This window comes from Allopontixanthobacter sediminis (assembly GCF_009828115.1).
GTDB lineage: Bacteria > Pseudomonadota > Alphaproteobacteria > Sphingomonadales > Sphingomonadaceae > Allopontixanthobacter > Allopontixanthobacter sediminis.
Genome location: NZ_WTYL01000002.1, coordinates 101543 through 119622, shown reverse-complemented (window position 1 = coordinate 119622; position 18080 = coordinate 101543). Strand labels below are relative to the sequence as shown.

18 protein-coding genes and 2 tRNA genes are annotated in these 18080 nt (G+C 61.4%); 16 read left to right on the top strand and 4 right to left on the bottom strand.

Annotated features, from left to right (window positions below; all coding sequences use genetic code 11):
* The first annotated feature begins 116 nt into the window (after positions 1-116).
* The 7 genes from GRI65_RS06320 to GRI65_RS06295 all read left to right on the top strand — a co-directional run bounded on the left by GRI65_RS06320 (position 117) and on the right by GRI65_RS06295 (position 4690).
* Positions 117-1325 carry an LL-diaminopimelate aminotransferase gene (locus GRI65_RS06320; protein WP_202391258.1) on the top strand — a complete coding sequence of 403 codons (1209 nt, stop codon included), beginning with the start codon at positions 117-119 and terminating at the stop codon, positions 1323-1325.
* 95 nt (positions 1326-1420) lie between these two features.
* Positions 1421-2047: a hypothetical protein gene (locus GRI65_RS06315; RefSeq protein WP_160755715.1), complete on the top strand. Its 627-nt coding sequence runs from the start codon at positions 1421-1423 to the stop codon at positions 2045-2047.
* A gap of 39 nt (positions 2048-2086) precedes the next feature.
* Positions 2087-2440, top strand: coding sequence for a hypothetical protein (locus GRI65_RS06310; protein WP_160755714.1), 354 nt, complete (start codon positions 2087-2089; stop codon positions 2438-2440).
* Positions 2441-2458: 18 nt separating this feature from the next.
* A complete protein-coding gene (locus GRI65_RS15110) occupies positions 2459-2971 on the top strand; it encodes a hypothetical protein (protein WP_202391208.1) in 513 nt (170 codons plus the stop codon).
* Positions 2972-3012: 41 nt separating this feature from the next.
* Positions 3013-3399, top strand: a complete 387-nt coding sequence (locus tag GRI65_RS15105; protein ID WP_202391207.1) for a JAB domain-containing protein — start codon at positions 3013-3015, stop codon at positions 3397-3399.
* Between the two features lie 24 nt (positions 3400-3423).
* On the top strand, positions 3424-3903 hold the full coding sequence (locus GRI65_RS06300; RefSeq protein WP_332872610.1) for a helix-turn-helix domain-containing protein: 480 nt from the start codon (positions 3424-3426) through the stop codon (positions 3901-3903).
* Positions 3884-4690, top strand: a complete 807-nt coding sequence (locus GRI65_RS06295) for a crotonase/enoyl-CoA hydratase family protein (RefSeq protein ID WP_160755712.1) — start codon at positions 3884-3886, stop codon at positions 4688-4690. The genes GRI65_RS06300 and GRI65_RS06295 overlap by 20 nt, the downstream gene beginning before the upstream one ends.
* A gap of 21 nt (positions 4691-4711) precedes the next feature.
* Here GRI65_RS06295 and GRI65_RS06290 read toward each other — a convergent pair whose 3' ends face one another.
* Entirely contained in the window at positions 4712-5491 is a 780-nt protein-coding gene (locus tag GRI65_RS06290) for an acyl-CoA thioesterase (RefSeq protein WP_160755711.1), read from the bottom strand.
* 147 nt (positions 5492-5638) lie between these two features.
* Here GRI65_RS06290 and GRI65_RS06285 point away from each other — a divergent pair.
* The 8 genes from GRI65_RS06285 (at position 5639) to GRI65_RS06250 (ending at position 12422) form a co-directional block, all read left to right on the top strand.
* Positions 5639-5712: transfer RNA gene (locus GRI65_RS06285), tRNA-Cys, on the top strand.
* A gap of 32 nt (positions 5713-5744) precedes the next feature.
* Positions 5745-5820, top strand: a tRNA-Thr gene (locus tag GRI65_RS06280).
* A 147-nt stretch (positions 5821-5967) separates the two neighbouring features.
* A complete protein-coding gene (locus tag GRI65_RS06275) occupies positions 5968-6090 on the top strand; it encodes an entericidin A/B family lipoprotein (RefSeq protein ID WP_160755710.1) in 123 nt (40 codons plus the stop codon).
* 163 nt (positions 6091-6253) lie between these two features.
* The gene (locus GRI65_RS06270; protein ID WP_160755709.1) at positions 6254-7414 is read left to right on the top strand and encodes an isovaleryl-CoA dehydrogenase; all 1161 of its coding nucleotides are present in this window, start codon (positions 6254-6256) and stop codon (positions 7412-7414) included.
* Complete coding sequence (locus tag GRI65_RS06265) at positions 7411-7689, top strand: hypothetical protein (protein WP_160755708.1); 279 nt, start codon at positions 7411-7413, stop codon at positions 7687-7689. The genes GRI65_RS06270 and GRI65_RS06265 overlap by 4 nt, the downstream gene beginning before the upstream one ends.
* Positions 7686-9287 (top strand): carboxyl transferase domain-containing protein, encoded by a 1602-nt coding sequence (locus tag GRI65_RS06260; protein ID WP_160755707.1) that lies wholly within the window; start codon positions 7686-7688, stop codon positions 9285-9287. The genes GRI65_RS06265 and GRI65_RS06260 overlap by 4 nt, the downstream gene beginning before the upstream one ends.
* A gap of 5 nt (positions 9288-9292) precedes the next feature.
* Positions 9293-11230: an acetyl/propionyl/methylcrotonyl-CoA carboxylase subunit alpha gene (locus GRI65_RS06255; RefSeq protein ID WP_160755706.1), complete on the top strand. Its 1938-nt coding sequence runs from the start codon at positions 9293-9295 to the stop codon at positions 11228-11230.
* Positions 11231-11273: 43 nt separating this feature from the next.
* Positions 11274-12422: a cupin domain-containing protein gene (locus tag GRI65_RS06250; protein ID WP_160755705.1), complete on the top strand. Its 1149-nt coding sequence runs from the start codon at positions 11274-11276 to the stop codon at positions 12420-12422.
* A gap of 4 nt (positions 12423-12426) precedes the next feature.
* On the opposite strand, the gene GRI65_RS06245 is transcribed toward GRI65_RS06250, so the two are convergent.
* Both GRI65_RS06245 and putP read right to left on the bottom strand, forming a co-directional pair.
* Entirely contained in the window at positions 12427-12978 is a 552-nt protein-coding gene (locus GRI65_RS06245; protein WP_160755704.1) for a pseudouridine synthase, read from the bottom strand.
* 25 nt (positions 12979-13003) lie between these two features.
* The gene (gene putP, locus GRI65_RS06240) at positions 13004-14488 is read right to left on the bottom strand and encodes a sodium/proline symporter PutP (RefSeq protein ID WP_160755703.1); all 1485 of its coding nucleotides are present in this window, start codon (positions 14486-14488) and stop codon (positions 13004-13006) included.
* Positions 14489-14869: 381 nt separating this feature from the next.
* Between putP and proB the strand changes: the two genes are divergently transcribed.
* Positions 14870-16015 (top strand): glutamate 5-kinase, encoded by a 1146-nt coding sequence (proB, locus tag GRI65_RS06235; RefSeq protein ID WP_160755702.1) that lies wholly within the window; start codon positions 14870-14872, stop codon positions 16013-16015.
* A gap of 61 nt (positions 16016-16076) precedes the next feature.
* Here proB and GRI65_RS06230 read toward each other — a convergent pair whose 3' ends face one another.
* The gene (locus tag GRI65_RS06230; protein WP_160755701.1) at positions 16077-17930 is read right to left on the bottom strand and encodes a DEAD/DEAH box helicase; all 1854 of its coding nucleotides are present in this window, start codon (positions 17928-17930) and stop codon (positions 16077-16079) included.
* Between the last annotated feature and the right edge of the window lie 150 nt (positions 17931-18080).

Genomic DNA, 18080 nt, shown 5'->3' with positions numbered 1-18080 from the left:
AGGCTGACGGATAAGATTGCACCTGTGCATTTATTGCTTCACGGAATATTCGGACGAACTTTTGTACCAACCAAGCCAAAGCCGGCATGCCCGCACCTGCCGCATCAAGGGATATGATGGATACCGATTTCTACCGCATGAAGCGCCTGCCGCCCTACGTGATCGCCGAAGTCAACGGTCTCCGGGCAGCGGCGCGCGCGGCGGGCAAGGACATCATCGACCTCGGCATGGGCAACCCCGACCAGCCGCCCCCACAGCACGTGATCGACAAATTGTGCGAAGTGGCTCGCAAGCCCGATGCCCACGGCTATTCCCAGTCAAAGGGCATCCCCGGATTGCGGAAGGCGCAGGCGAATTACTACGCGAACCGTTTCGGGGTCGAACTCGATCCGGCCACCGAAGTAGTCGTGACGATGGGGTCGAAGGAAGGCCTTGCCAGCCTCGCCAACGCAATCACTGCGCCGGGCGACGTGGTGCTGGCGCCCAACCCGTCCTATCCGATCCATACTTTCGGCTTCATCATTGCCGGGGCGACGATTCGCTCCGTGCCGACCACACCGGACGAGGAATACTGGCGCGCGCTGGAAAGTGCGATGGCCTACACCGTCCCGCGGCCAAGCGTGCTGGTGGTCAATTATCCCTCGAACCCGACTGCCGAGGTGGTCGATCTGGCATTCTATGAACGGCTGGTGGCGTGGGCGCGGGAGAATAAGGTCTGGGTCCTGTCGGACCTGGCTTATTCCGAACTCTATTTCGACGGCAAACCGACACCCTCGATCATGCAGGTGAAGGGCGCGAAAGACGTGGCGGTAGAATTTACCTCCATGTCGAAGACCTATTCGATGGCCGGGTGGCGGATGGGTTTCGCGGTGGGCAACAAGGAATTGATTGCCGCGATGACCCGGGTCAAAAGCTATCTCGATTACGGGGCGTTCACCCCAATCCAGGCGGCGGCCTGCGCGGCGCTGAACGGGCCGCAGGACATCGTCGAAAGCAACCGTCTGCTGTATCACAAGCGGCGCGATGTCATGGTCGAAGCGTTCGGCCGGGCCGGCTGGCACATCCCGCCGCCTCCGGCATCTATGTTCGCCTGGGCTCCGTTACCGCCGGCGCTGAAGGATATGGGCAGCCTCGAATTTTCCAAGCAATTGCTACTTCACGCCGAAGTCGCGGTGGCGCCTGGTGTCGGTTACGGCGAAGAAGGCGAGGGCTTTGTGCGGATTGCGATGGTCGAAAACGAACAGCGGCTGCGCCAGGCCGCCCGTAACGTGAAGCGATATCTCGCGTCACTCGGCCACAACGGGGCACCCGGCAGCGAAAATTGACGGGCGAACGCGTAATTCAGTCTGCTTTCAAAATCTGGGCAAGTGCCTTATTCTAGGCGGCATAGGGTTGCGCATAACAGGGGAGTAGTTGGTCAATGATCGGGGAAGCTGCGCCTCAGCTGACGGACAAGCAGCGCGAAGTAATGCGCCGGATCGATCGCCGGATGCCGATAAAACTCATCGCCAACGAGATGGGCGTCTCAGAAACGCGCATCAACCAGCACATCCGCGCGCTTAAACGCATATATCATGCCGGCAGCCTGAACGAACTGGTGGAAACGTACCGCTGTGGCAATGGCGGGCGGGATCTGCCTGAAAACCTTGATCCAGTGATGGCCAAGCCAGCCGTTTTCGATCTTCCGCCAGGCGCTGAAGTCGGCACGATGCCCCCCTTAAGGAATACTGCATACAGTAAAAAGCAGATGGGCAACCCGGCCCCCCTGGGCGATTTGCCGGGCCGGGACGACCCCGGTTCGATCCGATTGTCCGATGCACATGTGGTCGCACGCGATGCGCCTTGGGCACACGATATCGAACCGGTGGTCGTCTTTGGGGCGCTCGACGGTAAGCACGCCGTCCTCTACCGTTCCGTAGTCATGGTCGCGCTCGCTTTCGGTATCATCGCCGGGGTAGTGCTGGTCGTTTCCGCGGCGCTCTCCCTGAGCGAGGTCCTGGACGGAAAGGCATCGGTCACCCTCGCCAGCAACACGGACGCCGAATGAGCGCGGCGGGCCTGGAAATTCGGTCCGGAGACCAAGTCGATGACTACCACCATTTCCAACGACGCCAGAAATATCCGCAAGCTGATCCGCGAGGCTGAGGCCTTGTCCGACGAAGCGATGGTGGCCTTTGCGAAGCTCAAGCAGGCGATGCTGACCGCGCGCCAGAACCCCGACGTACCGCTGGATACCGGGCAGCGCGCCATCATGCGCCTATGCCAGGCGGAACAACAGGCCATGTCGATGTCCACCAGCCTGCTTCGGGTGCACAGCGAACTCAGCAAGGTCGCCCGGGAACAGGCCGGCCTGGATGAAGGAATACCTACCGACATCCGCGGTTCGGCGATGGAGGCCATGCCGGGCTTTGCCGAAGCCGCGTCGTTCAAAGCGGCCTGAGACCCGAAAGATGAGATCATGGCAGAATTAATCCCGGGCCTGCGGGATCAATTTCAGCTCATTGTCCTGCTCGTCCTAGCGGCCTTGGGATTGTGGAAAGGGGCAGGTCCGGAACGGGCGGTTGCCGCTGTCTTTATCGGCATGCTGGTTTCGGGTCGGATCCTGACTTTGATTTTCGGCAATTTCATCAATCTCGTATCGATTGATTACGGACGTGCCCTGATCGACCTCGCTGCAATGATCGCTTTCATCGTCATCGCCCTGCGGGCAAACCGGATGTACACCCTATGGATTGCGGCCTTGCAACTGATTGCCTTCAACGCACATCTGGCGCGGGAGTTGACGCAGGCGATGACACCGATCGCCTATGCAATCCTGTATATCGGACCGTCCTATTTTCAGCTGCTGGCCCAAGGGCTGGGGCTGTGGGCGCATCGCCGGCGCACCGCGCGATTTGGCCCGTACCGCTCGTGGATCGACCGGGGGCCCAGCCCGCTGGCGCGCAAGCGGGGCCAGTGGCGCAACCACTAGGCCGCCAAGACATCCCGGCGCGGGAGGTTCCTGCCGCAAATATGTTCAGTGATGCGGCATTCGTCGGGAGCCCCGTTTTCCTGCAGTACCTCAAGGCCCATTTCTCCGGAGCATCGGAAGAACGGTTTCATGCGACCTACTGCGATGGGTACGGGCGGTATCTCGATGACGAAGTGCTGGCCATCGGAACCAGTGATTTGGTCATGACACGGGCCCGCGCGCTGTTTGGCCGCGCGCTTGCGCTAGGCGCGAGCGGCCTGCTGCTCGCCCACAATCATCCTTCGGGGCGCTGCCACCCAAGCAGTGAAGACCTGATTGCAACCGACCGGGTGCGGGATATTGCCCGGGCACTCGACATCGTGCTGCTGGATCACCTCATACTTACCTGCAGCCAAATATATTCCATCCGCATGGGCGAATATTTGTGAGACCACGCGTCAGACGGGACTGCCGTGCCGACGACAGCTGAACTGCGCAGTGCCTTTCTCGCCGGAGCCCGAATGATGCCGCGCCATCTCCGCGCAGGGCCGGTGCTGCTCGACCTGTTTCACCGGGACGGCAGCTGCGATGGCACCTGGCTCGGCCTGCATCCACGCGAATTCGAATTGCTGTGGCGGCTGGCCGAAAGCCCGCGCCAGCGCCTGTCACGCCGGCGCCTTCTCTCCGAAGTGTGGCGGATCGACCATGATCCCCAGACCAACCGCGTGGAGGTGCATGTGGCCCGGGTGCGCGCCAAGCTGCGGACCTTCGGCCTGTCATGGTTGCTCGCGACCGACCCGGCGGGTGGATATCTCCTGGACGCGGATGCGGGTGCGATGATGCAGGAGGAGACGCCCGCAGCGCAACATTCTCTGGACAGCTATCTGCGCATCGGCGACGATAAGCAGACTTTCTCGAAGACAGGTGAAATCGATGCAATTCCCCTCGAATGACCGCGTGTCCATCACTATGGACGACCACGGAGTTGCCCAGGTCCGCCTGACCCGGGGCGATAAGATGAACGCGCTCGACCCTGAAATGTTTGCCCGCATTATCGAGGCTGGACACTTTCTGCAAAAGACCCGCGGGCTGAGGGCGGTGGTCCTTTCAGGAGAAGGCAAGAGCTTCTGCGCCGGACTCGATACCGCCAGCTTCGCGGCAGAACCTCCGTCCGACGAGCCGAGCCTAACCGAACGGACCTATGGCAATTCGAACAAGTTCCAGCAGGTCGCCATGCAGTGGCGCAAATTGCCGGTGCCGGTCATCGCCGCAATCCACGGGGTGTGCTTCGGCGGCGGAATGCAGATCGCCAGCGGCGCGGATATCCGCATTGCCGCGCCCGACGCGCGCATGGCGATAATGGAGCTAAAATGGGGACTCGTCCCCGACATGGGCGGCTATGCCCTGTGGCGCGGGCTGGTGCGTGACGATGTGCTGCGGGAACTGGTGTATACCAACCGTGAAATTAGCGGCGAAGAAGCTGTAGGGCTGGGCCTCGCCACCTGTCTCGACGACGAACCGCAGGCGCGCGCTACCGCGCTCGCCCATCAGATTGCCGGCCGCAATCCGCACGCTATCCGCGCAGCCAAGCGCCTTTCCAATGCAATGCACGACCGCTCGACAAACGATCTGCTGATGGAAGAAAGCATCGAACAGCACGCAATCATGCGTACCCCAAACCAGATCGAGGCGGTAATGGCGGGCATGGCCAAACGCGAGCCAAAGTTCTCCGACGTGTGACTGCGTGAGGGGTCGCCGGCGTCAGCCGAAGATCGCGACGCTTTGCAATCCGGAGGTGATCTGCCGTCCATCGCTGTTCCACAGCCTCAGCCGCTCGCTCGAATAGCCAAGATTGGCGTGATCGCTGGCGGTTTCAGCCAGCCACCAGCCATCGCGGGTCGCTGGCGACGGCTCGATCAGGTTGAACGACCAGTTGATCGAACTCAGCGGTCCCGGCCGCTCCATGATCCGGATCGCGGACGGGGGGAGGGTGTCCCCCATCAGGATGACTTCCTCGACCGGATCGAGCCCCGAACGATCGCTCAGCCGGACCCATCGGCGTACGACCGGGATACCGGGCTCCACCTGTTCGGCGGTGTGACGGACTTCGTAATGATTTTTCAGGAACGCAGGCGCCATCCGGTCATCCACCGGCGCCCCTTCTTCCGGCGCGCCGACAGAGACGTCCAGCGGCGGGGAAGCATGCTCGCCATTGGGGGCACGGCCGGCACCGAACAGCCACATGGCGGTGAGCGCGATTCGCCCTTCACACAGGATTTCGCTGCGCACCTGGGTGACGTTGCGGCCTTCGCGGATCACCTCCGCGCGTAATTCCATTTCGGTACCCACCGGTGCGACAAACCCGATCTGGGCGGCCCGCAACGGTGGTAGATCAGGAAACTTCCGCAGGGCCGCGACATAGGCGATCAACGCGGACGAGCCGCCATAGACTGTCCGGCCCTGCATCCACCCCTCCGCTGCGGGAAGTTCAACGGGGCCGCCGTCAGCGGTGATCGGGTCGAGAAGGTTACGGATGCTCATGGTTTGCCCGCATAACGAAAAGCCTGTGCAAGGCCATCCCTCAATCTCGCGAAGCTATCAGAAGTGCATTGCCTTGCCCGCGCCGACCCGCTAGGTGGCCGCTTCCTGCGGGCAACGCTGTTATTTGGCAGCGCGGTTCAACGGAGTGGCCCGATGGCGGAGTGGTTACGCAGAGGACTGCAAATCCTTGCACGCCGGTTCGATTCCGGCTCGGGCCTCCATATCCCGGCGCGGCATTACGCCGCGGCAATGGGCCGCTTTAGCTCAGTCGGTAGAGCACATCATTCGTAATGATGGGGTCAGAGGTTCGAATCCTCTAAGCGGCACCACCCACCACCTTCTACCGAATTTCTCAGTCGTCCGGTCGCGCCGTCGCATGGTCGTGCGGAACCACGCGACTCTGCAATCCGTTGGGAAATCAGAGGATCGGGTATGCTTCCCGGTCTTTCCGCGTAGTCCAGTGAAGGAGAAACACCATGAAATTCGCATCTGCAATTGCCGTCGCCGCAGCGGTACTCTTGAGCGCTTGCAACACGGTCGAAGGTGCTGGCGAGGACTTGCAATCGGCTGGTGAAGCCGTTGAAGACGCCGGGGATTGATCTAACGACGCACTCGATCAACCAGGATTGAAGGGCGGCTGCACCGAGCGGTGGCCTCCTTCAACCCGCCTCTTCCATCCCCGCGTTCTGTCTCCTATGCGCTGCTGGACGACATCCTGGTTTGCCATAGCGACCAGGCGAGAAACCAGCAGCCGGAGCTTTCATGCGCGCGACCCCCGATTTCGATTTCGCCCTTGGCGACAATGCGGAAATGATCCGTGAAACCACTGCCCGCTTCGCCGATGAAGTGATCGCACCGCAGGCGGAGAAGATTGATCGCGAAGATTGGTTTCCACAAGACCTGTGGCCGCAAATGGGTGCGCTCGGGCTTCACGGGATCACCGTCGCGGAAGAAGATGGAGGGCTAGGTCTCGGTTATCTCGAACACGTCATCGCGGTGGAAGAAGTCAGCCGGGCAAGCGCGTCGGTCGGGTTGTCTTACGGCGCACATTCGAATCTTTGTGTCAACCAGATTAGCAGGTGGGGCAACGCTGGGCAAAAGGCCAAATATCTCCCTCAGCTGATCAGCGGCGAGCATGTCGGCTCGCTCGCCATGAGTGAGGCGGGCGCCGGATCCGATGTCGTCTCCATGAAGCTCAAGGCAGACGCGGTGCAGGGCGGCTATGTCCTCAACGGAACCAAGTTCTGGATCACCAACGCCGCCTATGCCGATACGCTGGTGGTCTATGCCAAGACCGGTGAAGGCAGCCGAGGCATTACCGCGTTCCTGGTCGAAAAGGATATGCCGGGGTTCAGCATCGGCCAGAAAATCGACAAGATGGGGATGCGCGGTTCGCCGACCGCTGAACTAGTGTTCGACGATTGCGAAGTGCCGGAAGAAAACGTGATGGGCCCGCTGCACGGCGGTGTCGGGGTGCTGATGAGCGGCCTTGATTACGAGCGCGTGGTGCTGTCCGGCATCCAGCTTGGCATCATGCAGGCCTGCCTCGACACCGTCATCCCCTATCTACGCGAGCGGCACCAATTCGGGAAACCGATCGGCAGCTTCCAGCTGATGCAGGCCAAGGTGGCGGACATGTATGTCGCGCTGCAATCGGCGCGTGCCTATACATATGCCGTGGCGAAGGCGTGCGATGCCGGCCAGACAACCCGTTTCGACGCGGCGGGTGTGATCCTGTTGTCGAGCGAAAACGCCTTCCGCGTGGCGGCCGAAAGTGTCCAGGCGCTGGGCGGAGCCGGCTATACCAAGGACTGGCCGGTCGAACGCTACCTTCGCGATGCGAAGCTGCTGGACATCGGCGCTGGAACCAACGAAATTCGCCGGATGCTGATCGGCCGCGAGCTGATCGGGGCAGAACGGTGAGCGATGCCCTCATAACAGCCCTCCAATATTACGGCGCGGCGTCCGGCCTGATTGCCGCCCTGATTGTTTCGCTGAATCTCGGAACCCGGCCGACCGGCTGGGGCTTCGTGATTTTCGTCACGAGTTCGCTGTCACTCATCGCCTGGGGGTTTTTGGGCGAAGATAGCGAGGGAATCGGGTGGCAGAACGTTGGATTGCTGGCGATCAACGTGGTCGGTGTGTACCGGTACCTCTTCACCAAGCCCAAAGAAGCCGACAAGAGCGACCCAGCATGACTGCACCCACCCTGACCACCAAACTCGACCGGGAAAGCGCCGAGGCGAAGGCGCGGTTTGCGCATAACAAGGGGCTGGCGGACGAATTGCGCGAGCGTGTGGCCGAGGCGTCGCTGGGCGGCAGCGAAAAATCCCGCGAACGCCATGTATCGCGCGGCAAGCTGCTTCCAAGGGACCGGGTGGAGCGGCTGCTCGACCCCGGCTCGCCGTTCCTCGAAATCGGGCAACTGGCGGCGAACGGAATGTACGAGGGCGACGTCAACGGCGCCTCGATCATCGCCGGGATTGGCCGGGTGTCCGGTCGGCAGGTGATGATCGCCTGCAACGATCCGACGGTGAAGGGCGGCAGCTATTACCCGCTGACGGTCAAGAAGCACCTCCGCGCGCAGGAAATCGCGCAGGAAAACTGTCTCCCATGCATCTACCTAGTCGATAGCGGCGGGGCCAATCTGCCCTATCAGGACGAGGTGTTCCCCGACCGCGATCACTTCGGGCGGATCTTCTACAACCAGGCGCAGATGAGCAGCCGCGGCATTCCGCAGATTGCCTGCGTAATGGGCAGCTGCACCGCAGGCGGGGCCTATGTCCCGGCGATGAGCGACGAAAGCGTGATCGTGCGCGAACAGGGCACAATCTTTCTCGCCGGTCCGCCGCTGGTGAAGGCGGCCACGGGCGAGGAGATTTCCTCCGAAGACCTTGGCGGCGGCGACCTGCATGCGAAAAAATCTGGCGTCGTCGATCACCTCGCGGAAAATGACGAACACGCGCTGACGATCGTGCGCGATATCGTCAGCCATTTGGGCAAGGTGCACCAGCCGGATGTCGATCTGAAAGAACCGCGCCCGCCCAAATTCGACGCCGAAGACCTCTACGCGATCATCCCCGACGATGTCCGCGCGCCGTATGACGTGCACGAGGTAATTGCGCGATTGGTGGACGGCAGCGAATTCCACGAGTTCAAGTCGCTTTACGGGAGCACCTTGGTGTGCGGTTTCGCGCATATCTGGGGGATGCCGGTGGCTATCCTGGCTAATAACGGCGTGCTGTTTTCCGAAAGTGCCGTGAAGGGCGCGCATTTCATCGAGCTCGCCTGCCAGCGCGGTATTCCCCTGCTGTTCCTGCAGAACATTTCCGGCTTTATGGTCGGCGGGAAATACGAAGCGGAAGGCATCGCCAAGCATGGCGCGAAACTGGTAACCGCGGTGGCGACAGCGCAGGTTCCCAAGATCACGGTGGTGATCGGCGGCAGCTTCGGCGCGGGCAATTACGGTATGGCTGGACGCGCATATTCGCCGCGTTTCCTGTTCACCTGGCCCAACGCGCGCATCTCGGTGATGGGTGGCGAACAAGCGGCGAGCGTGTTGGCAACTGTCCACCGCGATGCGGATAGCTGGACGCCTGAACAGGCGGAAGAATTCAAGGCCCCTATCCGTCAGAAATACGAACACGAGGGCAATCCCTATTACGCTACCGCGCGGCTATGGGACGACGGGGTAATCGACCCGGTCCAGACGCGCGACGTACTGGGGCTCGCTCTCGCCGCAACACTGGAAGCACCGATAGCGGAGGCCCCCCGCTTCGGGGTGTTCAGGATGTAATGGCCATGATCAAATCGCTCCTTATCGCCAACCGCGGCGAAATCGCCTGCCGGATCATCCGCACCGCGCGTGAAATGGGCATTCGCACCATTGCCGTTTATTCCGACGCCGATGCGAAGGCATTGCATGTGCGGCAGGCGGACGAGGCGGTCCACATCGGGCCGTCCCCCGCTGCCGAGAGCTATCTGGTGGGCGAGAAAATCATTGCCGCCGCGCAAGAAACCGGAGCGGAGGCGATCCATCCGGGTTACGGGTTCCTGAGCGAAAACGCCGATTTTGCTGCAGCGGTGCAAGCCGCCGGAATCGTCTGGGTCGGGCCGCACCCGGACAGCATTCGCGCGATGGGCCTGAAGGATGCAGCAAAAAAGCTGATGGCGGATGCCGGCGTACCGGTCACTCCGGGCTATCTCGGCGCAGACCAGTCTGTCGAGCGGCTGAAATCGGAGGCTGATGCGATCGGTTATCCGGTGCTGATCAAGGCGGTCGCGGGCGGCGGCGGCAAGGGCATGCGCAAGGTTGATGCTGCGCAGCAATTCCTTGAAATGCTGGAGAGTTGCAAACGCGAGGCGAAGGCAAGTTTCGGTAACGACCATGTACTGCTGGAGAAGTGGATTACCTCGCCGCGGCATATCGAAGTGCAGATTTTCGGCGATAGCCACGGCAACGTCGTGCACCTGTTCGAACGCGACTGTTCGCTGCAGCGCCGCCACCAGAAAGTGATCGAGGAAGCCCCCGCGCCGGGCATGGACGAGGCCACGCGGAGCGATTTATGCGGCGCAGCAATTCGTGCAGCAAAAGCGGTAAACTACGAAGGCGCGGGTACGGTCGAATTCATTGCCGACGCCAGTGAAGGCCTGCGCGCCGACCGTATTTGGTTCATGGAAATGAACACCCGGCTGCAGGTCGAACATCCGGTGACCGAGGAGATTACCGGCGTCGACTTGGTCGAATGGCAATTGCGCGTGGCGAGCGGCGAGGCAATCCCGCTGCAGCAGGACGAAATCCGGATCGATGGGCACGCCATTGAAGCAAGGCTTTATGCGGAAGACCCGGCCAAGGGGTTTTTGCCGAGCACGGGGACGCTGGAATTTTTCTCACTTCCTAGAACTGCCCGACCAACCAGATGGCAGCACAGTTCAAACGGTGAAGCCAGAGAACTTGGCTTTGACGGGAAAGTAAGGATCGAAACCGGCGTCGAGCAGGGCGACACGATCAGCCCGTTCTACGATCCCATGATCGCCAAATTAATTTTTCGAGCGGACACTAGAGAAGATGCCATCGCCGGCTTGGCAAAAATATGCTCCGACAGTGCCGTTTGGCCAGTCAAGTCAAACGCAGCCTTCCTTCATTCCCTTCTGGTCAACCCCGATTTCTTCGAAGCACGGCTCGACACCGGTTTCATTAGTTCGCATGAAGAAGAATTGGCTCTGGAAGCTTATGAGCCGCCGCAATGGCTGCTTGATACTGCCGCAATTCGATTTATTTCTCCGCGAAATGCTCTTTCTGGATTTCGCCTGAATGCCGCGCCTAAAGCCGTAATTGGACTTTCAGTCAACGGAATGGCTCTGATGGCACATTCTTCGCCTGAGCCTAGCTACGACAAGCAACAGTACAGCCTTTACAGTGAAGTAGGCGAACAGATATTTGCGACCAACATTGGCACGACTTATCGAATTGTGCCTGCGCGTACAGACGGAGGTGCCCACACATCCGCCCATGATGGCGACATCCTTTCCCCCATGCCGGGCAAGGTCATTGCGGTTGATGTGGCGCAGGGCGATAAGGTCACCGCCGGGCAGCGCTTGCTGGTGCTCGAAGCCATGAAGATGGAGCATGCGCTGACTGCGCCGTTCGACGGGACCGTGACCGAACTTAACGCCAGCGAAGGCGCGCAGGTGCAGGTCGAGGCTTTGCTCGCGCGGATCGAGCAGTCGGAGGATTAGGAAGTCTGGCGACTAGGTTCCGAAACCTGCTAGGGCCGGTCCCATGCAATTCACCGATTTCGATACCGAGACCTTCCTGCGCGATTACTGGCAGAAGAAACCGCTGCTGATCCGCAATCCGTGGGCCCAGTGGACGAACCCGCTGGAGCCGGACGAGCTGGCGGGCCTTGCCTGCGAGGACGATGTGGAGGCGCGGCTGGTCAGCCATGCCGGCGGCGCGCTCACCGCCGAAGACGGCCCGATCCCGGCGGAGCGGTTTGGTGAACTCGGGCGCGATCAATGGACCCTGCTGGTACAGGCGGTCGATCATTTCGTACCGGATGTCGCGGCGCTCATCGAACCGTTCCGCTTCGTGCCCAACTGGCGGATCGACGATGTGATGGTCAGCGTCGCGGCGGATGGCGGCGGGGTGGGGGCGCATTTCGATCATTACGACGTGTTCCTGATCCAGGGGCTGGGCCGGCGGCGCTGGCAAGTGGGCGCGATGTGTGACGAGCGCACGCCGCTGCTGCCGCATGATCAATTGCGCCTGATAGCCGATTTTGAGCCGCTAGAGGAATGGGTGCTGGAGCCCGGCGACATCCTGTATGTCCCACCGGGCATCGCACATAACGGCGCTGCGGTGGGCGACAATTGCATGACCTATTCGGTCGGTTTCCGGGCCCCCTCTCGCGCCGAACTGATCGGCGATTTCTGCGATGATCTGCTCGACACGATGACGGACGACGACCGTTACGGTGATCCCCAACTATCCCCGCAGGACAACCCGGGGGAGATTGCCGGCACCGCTATCAATAAGCTGCACGCGATGCTGCTGGAAGGGCTGTCGGACCGTGAGGCGTTCGCCCGGTGGTTCGGGAAATACAACAGCACGCCGAAATATCCCGAGATCGACTGGCGGCCCGAAGATCCCGTTTCAGCCGCGGAGATCGTCGGCGCCCTGGCGTCGAAGGTTCCGTTGCATCGCAATCCGGCCAGCCGGTTCTCCTTTGTTCGGCAGAATGGCGGAATACTCCTGTTCGCCGATGGCGAGTGCTTCGAATGCCGGGCCGAGAGCGCGGAGCTGGCGGAATTGCTGTGCGCACAGACCGCGATCATGGTGGAGGATAAATTCATCCATTCGGCCTCCGCAATCGATCTGATCACCCGCTTGTACAATCAGGGCAGCCTGGCGTTCGAGGCGGAGGATTGAACGACTAGCGGACGCTGTTTTCCCGCCTTTCGCCCGGGGGGATGTCTTCCACCGTCCACTCCCCGATCTGCCACCGCACCAGCCGCAGGGTGGGATGGCCGACCGCCGCCGTCATCCGCCGGACCTGCCGGTTGCGTCCTTCGCGGATGGTCAGTCTGAGCCAGCAATCGGGTACGCTCTTGCGGAACCGGACCGGCGGGTCGCGGGGCCACAGATCGGGAGCGTCGATCCGCTCGGCTTCGGCCGGTAGCGTAAGGCCGTCCTTCAGGCGAACACCGCTGCGCAGCAGCGCAAGCGCCTCGTCCGTAACGTCCCCCTCGACCTGTACCAGATAGGTCTTGGGCATCTTGAATTTGGGTTCGGCGATTCGCGCCTGCAAATGTCCGTCGTCGGTCAGCAGCAGCAGCCCCTCGCTATCGCGGTCGAGGCGGCCCGCGGGATAGACGCCGGGGATTGCGATGAAGTCCGACAGTGTGGCGCGGGTCGTTTCCGATCCGCGATCGGTGAATTGCGACAGCACCCCGTGGGGTTTGTTGAACAGGATCAGGCGCGCCATGTTACCGCTATATCGGGGCGCGTGGTCACTTCAAAGCGAGCATCTGGTCGAATTGCTCCTCGACCTTCGGCGATACGCCCTTGCCCAGCTTGCTCACGCCAACCGCGGCGAGGGTGCTCATGATGAAGCCGGGAATGATCTCGTAGATTACCGCCGTCGGGGCCTCTCCGCCGATGGTGAACGGCGCGTAGAGCCAGATCAGCACCGTGCCCGCCCCGGCAATGATCCCGGCGAGCGCTCCGCTGCGGGTAATCCCGCGCCAATGCAGGCTGAGCAGGATCACCGGCCCGAAAGCGGCACCGAATCCAGCCCAGGCGTTGCCGACTAGGGATAGGATGCTGCTCGACCGGTCGAACGCGAGCGCAATGGCGACCAGCGCGACCGCCAGCGTGGCGATCCGGCCGACCAGTACCAGTTCGCTTTGGCTGGCCTCTGAACGCAGGAAGGTCTTGTAGAAGTCCTCCGTCAGCGAGCTTGATGATACCAGCAATTGGGAAGAGATCGTGCTCATGATCGCGGCCAGGATCGCGGCCAGCAGGAAGCCGGCGATGTAGGGGTGAAATAAGGTTTGCGACAGGACGATGAAGATCGTCTCCGGATCTCCCAGCGGCACGCCGGTGCGGGTGATGAAGGCGAGGCCGACAATGCCGCACATCACGGAGCCGACGACTGTGACAAACATCCACGACATGCCGATCCGGCGCATGGCCGGAATATCCTTGACCGAACGGACCGCCATGAACCGCACGATGATGTGCGGCTGGCCGAAATAGCCAAGGCCCCACGCCATGCTCGAGATGACGCCGAGCGCGGTCACGCCCGACAGCCAGCCGAGATAGTCCGGGTTCACGGCGCGGACCGCATCACTTGTCGCCGTCCATCCGCCGAGGTCGTTCAGCGTGACTATCGGCACCAGTACCAGCGCGGCAAACATGATACAGCCCTGGACGAAATCGGTCAGGCTAACCGCGAGGAAGCCGCCGACCAGCGTGTATGCCATCACTACGCCCGCAGTGACCACCAGGCCGAGTCGGTAGTCGAAACCGAAGGACGCCTCGAAAAGCTTGCCGCCCGCGACCAATCCGGCCGAGGTGTAGAGGGTGAAGAAGATGACGATCACCAGCGAGGCGATAACGCGGATGTTGCGGCTGGTGTCTTCGAACCGCTTTTCCAGGTAGTCGGGGATGGTAACCGCATCGTCGGTCACTTCGGTGTAAACGCGCAGCCGCGGCGCGACGAGCAGGTAGTTCGCCCAAGCGCCAATCAGCAGGCCAACCGCGATCCAGGCGGCGTTGAGGCCCGCGAGATAGACCGCGCCGGGCAGACCCATCAGCATCCAACCGCTCATGTCCGAGGCACCGGCTGACAGCGCCGCGACGGATGGCGGCAACTGGCGCCCGCCGAGCATGAACTCCGACACATTGCTGGTCGATTTTTTCCAGGCGTAAAGTCCGATGCCCAGCATCAGGACAAAATATGCGGCAAGCGATACGCCGGTTTCAAAGTTCATGCGAAGGCCCGTGGGGTAAATGACGGATGCGTGTGTGCAGCGGCGGCGGACTGTGTTGCCCGGCCCCCGCGTGGATCGAATTACGAGCCTTTAGCGCGAGTCGGGTGCCATGCCAAGCCTACAGGAGAATGCAGCGAAGCAATCAAGACGAATAGCGCACGGCCCTTAAAATCATCAATTGAGACAAATATTTAATTAAGTTGCAAATCGCGATGATCTGGCCTTGCGCCATTGTTGTCGCGCCCTCACTTGTCAATAAGGCCCTAAAGGCTATAAGCGCGGAGAGAATTCGAGTTGCTGGTTCGTGACGCAGTGAATTTATAAAAACACGCCACAGACGGCAATATTCCTAGTATTTATTATTAAAAAGTAGGTTCTGTAGTGAACGACGTAAAACGAGTTATAATAAAGATTGGCTCAAGTCTTCTGGCTGATCAATCCCGCCTGACACCGCGATGGGCTTTCCTGCAGCGGATAATGGAAGATATTGCCTTGCTCAGGGACGAGGGCATCGAGGTCGTGCTTTGTTCTTCGGGTGCCGTAGCGCTGGGCATGAAAATGATCGGCGTTACCCCTGAAACTGCCGGTTTACGTGACAAACAGGCCGCTGCCGCTTGCGGAATGCCGCTGCTGCTTGGCGCCTACAAGCAGATCGGCCATGAATATGATCTCAATGTCGCCCAGATCCTGGTGACACTGGGTGATTTCGAGGATCATTCGCGCTTCCTCAACACCAAGAACACCCTCCACCGGTTGCTGCGGGCGAATGTCCTGCCGATCATCAACGAGAACGACACCATCACGACGGAAGAAATCCGGGTCGGAGACAACGACCGGCTAGCGGCCAAGGTCGCCCAGATGGTCCAGGCGGACCGGTTGGTAATTCTCACCAGCGTTGACGGACTTTACGACCGCAATCCCTCGGAACCGGGCGCAAAGCTGGTCGAAACAGTGCGCGATGTCAGCGAATACCTGGCGGTGACCGAAAGCGTAAGCACGCTCGGAACCGGCGGTATGCTGACCAAGTTGCAGGCCGCCAACATGGCGCAGAATTCCGGTTGCACCACGCTGATCGCCAATGGCGAGGCGGATGACCCGATTTCCTCGGTGCTCAAGGGACAGCGGCCATGCACCACTTGCATCGCACACGAATCGCCGCTTTCGGGCTGGCCGCTGTGGCTCAGCGAACGGTTGCACATGGCTGGGAGCATCGTGATCAACGCAGGCGCAGCCAAGGCTGTAGCGGACGGCGCGCGCGGGATCGGCCGCGGCGACGTGATCTCGATCGAAGGCAAATTCGCCAAGGGCGACGTGCTGCATGTATATGACGAAGACGGTCACGAGCGGGCCCGGGGGCTGAGCGATTTTACGTCCGAGGAAACCGCGATCCTGGTGCGTAACCTTGAGGTGCCGGTGCGGCAGTTGCTCGGTTATCATTCGCACGCGGTATTGATCGAACTCAACAATCTGATCAGCCTCGATGAACGCCATCTACCGTGGCAGGCGCCGAAGCCAAGCGGGGACTGATCGCCACTGAACGAAGTATGCCGGACCGGAGCGCTACTCCAGCCCGGCAGGTTCGCTGATGTCAGGCTTGCGGCTTGGGATCCTTGAAGCCGCTGCTTTTGTTGGGGCCACCCTTGAACGGGCCACCCTTCTTGGGGCCACCCTTGAACGGGGGTTTGCCGCCGGGCTTGGCGTAGGTCCGGGGACCGTCAGGACGCGGTCCGTCGTGACGGGGCCCATCATGACGCGGTCCATCATGACGCGGTGCCCCGGGCCGCGGTGGGCCCTTCCGGTGGGGCTTGCTGTTATTGCGGGCCTGTTCGCGGGGACCGCCTTCATCGCGGACGATCAGAACCGGCTCGCCGTCTTCTTCCGATTGCGCGGTGCGCTGGATCGCATCGTCGAACTTGTCGGCGATAGTGCGCGGTACCTGGAAAAAAGTCTCCGAAGGTCCGATGCGGATTGCGCCGACTTCGTTACGGGTAATGTGTCCGCGGCGGCACAGTAGCGGAAGTAGCCAGCGCGGATCGGCATTCTGCCGCCGTCCGATATCCATCCGGAACCATACCGTGTCCTCGAAGCCGGGACGATGGCGTTCCTGCTGCGCGGCCTTGCGTGCCTCGGGCGTGTTTTCGATCAGCTCTTCGGGCTGCGGCATGGATGCGCGGTGCGCGTGGACCAACGCAGCGGCAATATCTTCCGGCGTGCGTTCGGCCATCAGCTTCTGGGCGAGAGCGCGGTCTTCCTCGTCCACTTCGACAGGCGCGAGCAGCGCTGTCAGCAGCCGTTCGCGGTCCTGCTTTTGGATTTCCTGCGGTGTCGGGGCGCCTATCCATTCTGCGTTGATCTTTGCACCGCGAAGCATGGATTCAACACGCTTCCGCTTCGGATACGGCACCAGGATAACCGCCGTGCCCTTCTTGCCGGCGCGGCCGGTCCGTCCCGAACGGTGCTGCAACGCTTCTGCGTCACGCGGGATTTCCACGTGGATGACCAGGCTGAGCGTGGGAAGATCGATCCCGCGCGCGGCAACGTCGGTCGCGACGCACACGCGTGCGCGCCGGTCCCGCATGGCCTGCATCGCCTGGTTGCGTTCCTGCTGCGAGTGTTCACCCGACAACGCCACGACGGTGAAGCCGCGTTCCTGCAACGTTGAATGCAACCGCCGGACGTTTTCACGGGTAGCGCAGAACAGCATGGCAGTTTCCGCTTCGTGGAACCGTAGCAGGTTGACGACCGCGTTCTCGATTTCAGACGGGGAGACGGTGACCGCCTGATAGGAAATGTCACCGTGTCCGCGGTCATCACCGACCGTGGAAATGCGCAACGCGTCGCGCTGATAGCGCTTGGCCAGCGAGACGATGGATTTCGGCATGGTCGCGCTGAACAGCAATGTGCGGCGGCCATCCGGCGTGGCGTCGAGGATTTCCTCGAGATCTTCGCGGAAGCCCATGTCGAGCATTTCATCCGCTTCATCCAGCACCACAGCCTTAAGCGACGACAGGTCGAGCGCGCCGCGTTCGAGGTGATCGCGCAGGCGGCCGGGCGTGCCGACCACGATCTGTGCGCCGCCGCGCAGGGAGCGCCGTTCCTTGGACGCGTCCATTCCGCCAACACAGGTCGCAATCCGCGCGCCCGCCTTGCCGTAGAGCCACATCAGTTCACGGCTGACCTGCAAGGCCAGTTCACGCGTCGGTGCGATCACGAGGGCCAGCGGGGCAATGCCGTGGGGCACGCTGCCGCTCTCGCCAAGCAATTGTTCTGCCATGGCGAGGCCGAAGGCGACCGTCTTGCCGGAACCGGTCTGTGCCGACACGATCAGGTCGCGGCCAGCCGCGCCTTCTTCGATAACGGCAGCCTGGACTGCAGTGGGTTTCTCATAGCCGCGTTCGGCCAGTGCTTCGCCAAGGAATGGCGGTAAATCGTTAAAAGTCATGGTACTCGCAATATTCGAAGGAAAACGGATCGGGGTGGGGCAGACCTGCTGCTGACCACCTTTTCTCGCAAGCCTATTAATGCAAGTACCGACCGGTCAATGCGGGGCCTCTACACGCTTTTTATGCGTTTGGCTCCCCCTCATTTTGTG

Excerpts from the sequence above, each read along its gene's own strand:
- GRI65_RS06320 (WP_202391258.1), top strand. The coding sequence starts at position 117 with ATGGATACCGATTTCTACCGCATGAAGCGCCTGCCGCCCTACGTGATC.
- GRI65_RS06315 (WP_160755715.1), top strand. The coding sequence starts at position 1,421 with ATGATCGGGGAAGCTGCGCCTCAGCTGACGGACAAGCAGCGCGAAGTA.
- GRI65_RS06310 (WP_160755714.1), top strand. The coding sequence starts at position 2,087 with ATGACTACCACCATTTCCAACGACGCCAGAAATATCCGCAAGCTGATC.
- GRI65_RS15110 (WP_202391208.1), top strand. The coding sequence starts at position 2,459 with ATGGCAGAATTAATCCCGGGCCTGCGGGATCAATTTCAGCTCATTGTC.
- GRI65_RS15105 (WP_202391207.1), top strand. The coding sequence starts at position 3,013 with ATGTTCAGTGATGCGGCATTCGTCGGGAGCCCCGTTTTCCTGCAGTAC.
- GRI65_RS06295 (WP_160755712.1), top strand. The coding sequence starts at position 3,884 with ATGCAATTCCCCTCGAATGACCGCGTGTCCATCACTATGGACGACCAC.
- GRI65_RS06290 (WP_160755711.1), bottom strand. The coding sequence starts at position 5,491 with ATGAGCATCCGTAACCTTCTCGACCCGATCACCGCTGACGGCGGCCCC.
- GRI65_RS06275 (WP_160755710.1), top strand. The coding sequence starts at position 5,968 with ATGAAATTCGCATCTGCAATTGCCGTCGCCGCAGCGGTACTCTTGAGC.
- GRI65_RS06270 (WP_160755709.1), top strand. The coding sequence starts at position 6,254 with ATGCGCGCGACCCCCGATTTCGATTTCGCCCTTGGCGACAATGCGGAA.
- GRI65_RS06260 (WP_160755707.1), top strand. The coding sequence starts at position 7,686 with ATGACTGCACCCACCCTGACCACCAAACTCGACCGGGAAAGCGCCGAG.
- GRI65_RS06255 (WP_160755706.1), top strand. The coding sequence starts at position 9,293 with ATGATCAAATCGCTCCTTATCGCCAACCGCGGCGAAATCGCCTGCCGG.
- GRI65_RS06250 (WP_160755705.1), top strand. The coding sequence starts at position 11,274 with ATGCAATTCACCGATTTCGATACCGAGACCTTCCTGCGCGATTACTGG.
- GRI65_RS06245 (WP_160755704.1), bottom strand. The coding sequence starts at position 12,978 with ATGGCGCGCCTGATCCTGTTCAACAAACCCCACGGGGTGCTGTCGCAA.
- putP (WP_160755703.1), bottom strand. The coding sequence starts at position 14,488 with ATGAACTTTGAAACCGGCGTATCGCTTGCCGCATATTTTGTCCTGATG.
- GRI65_RS06230 (WP_160755701.1), bottom strand. The coding sequence starts at position 17,930 with ATGACTTTTAACGATTTACCGCCATTCCTTGGCGAAGCACTGGCCGAA.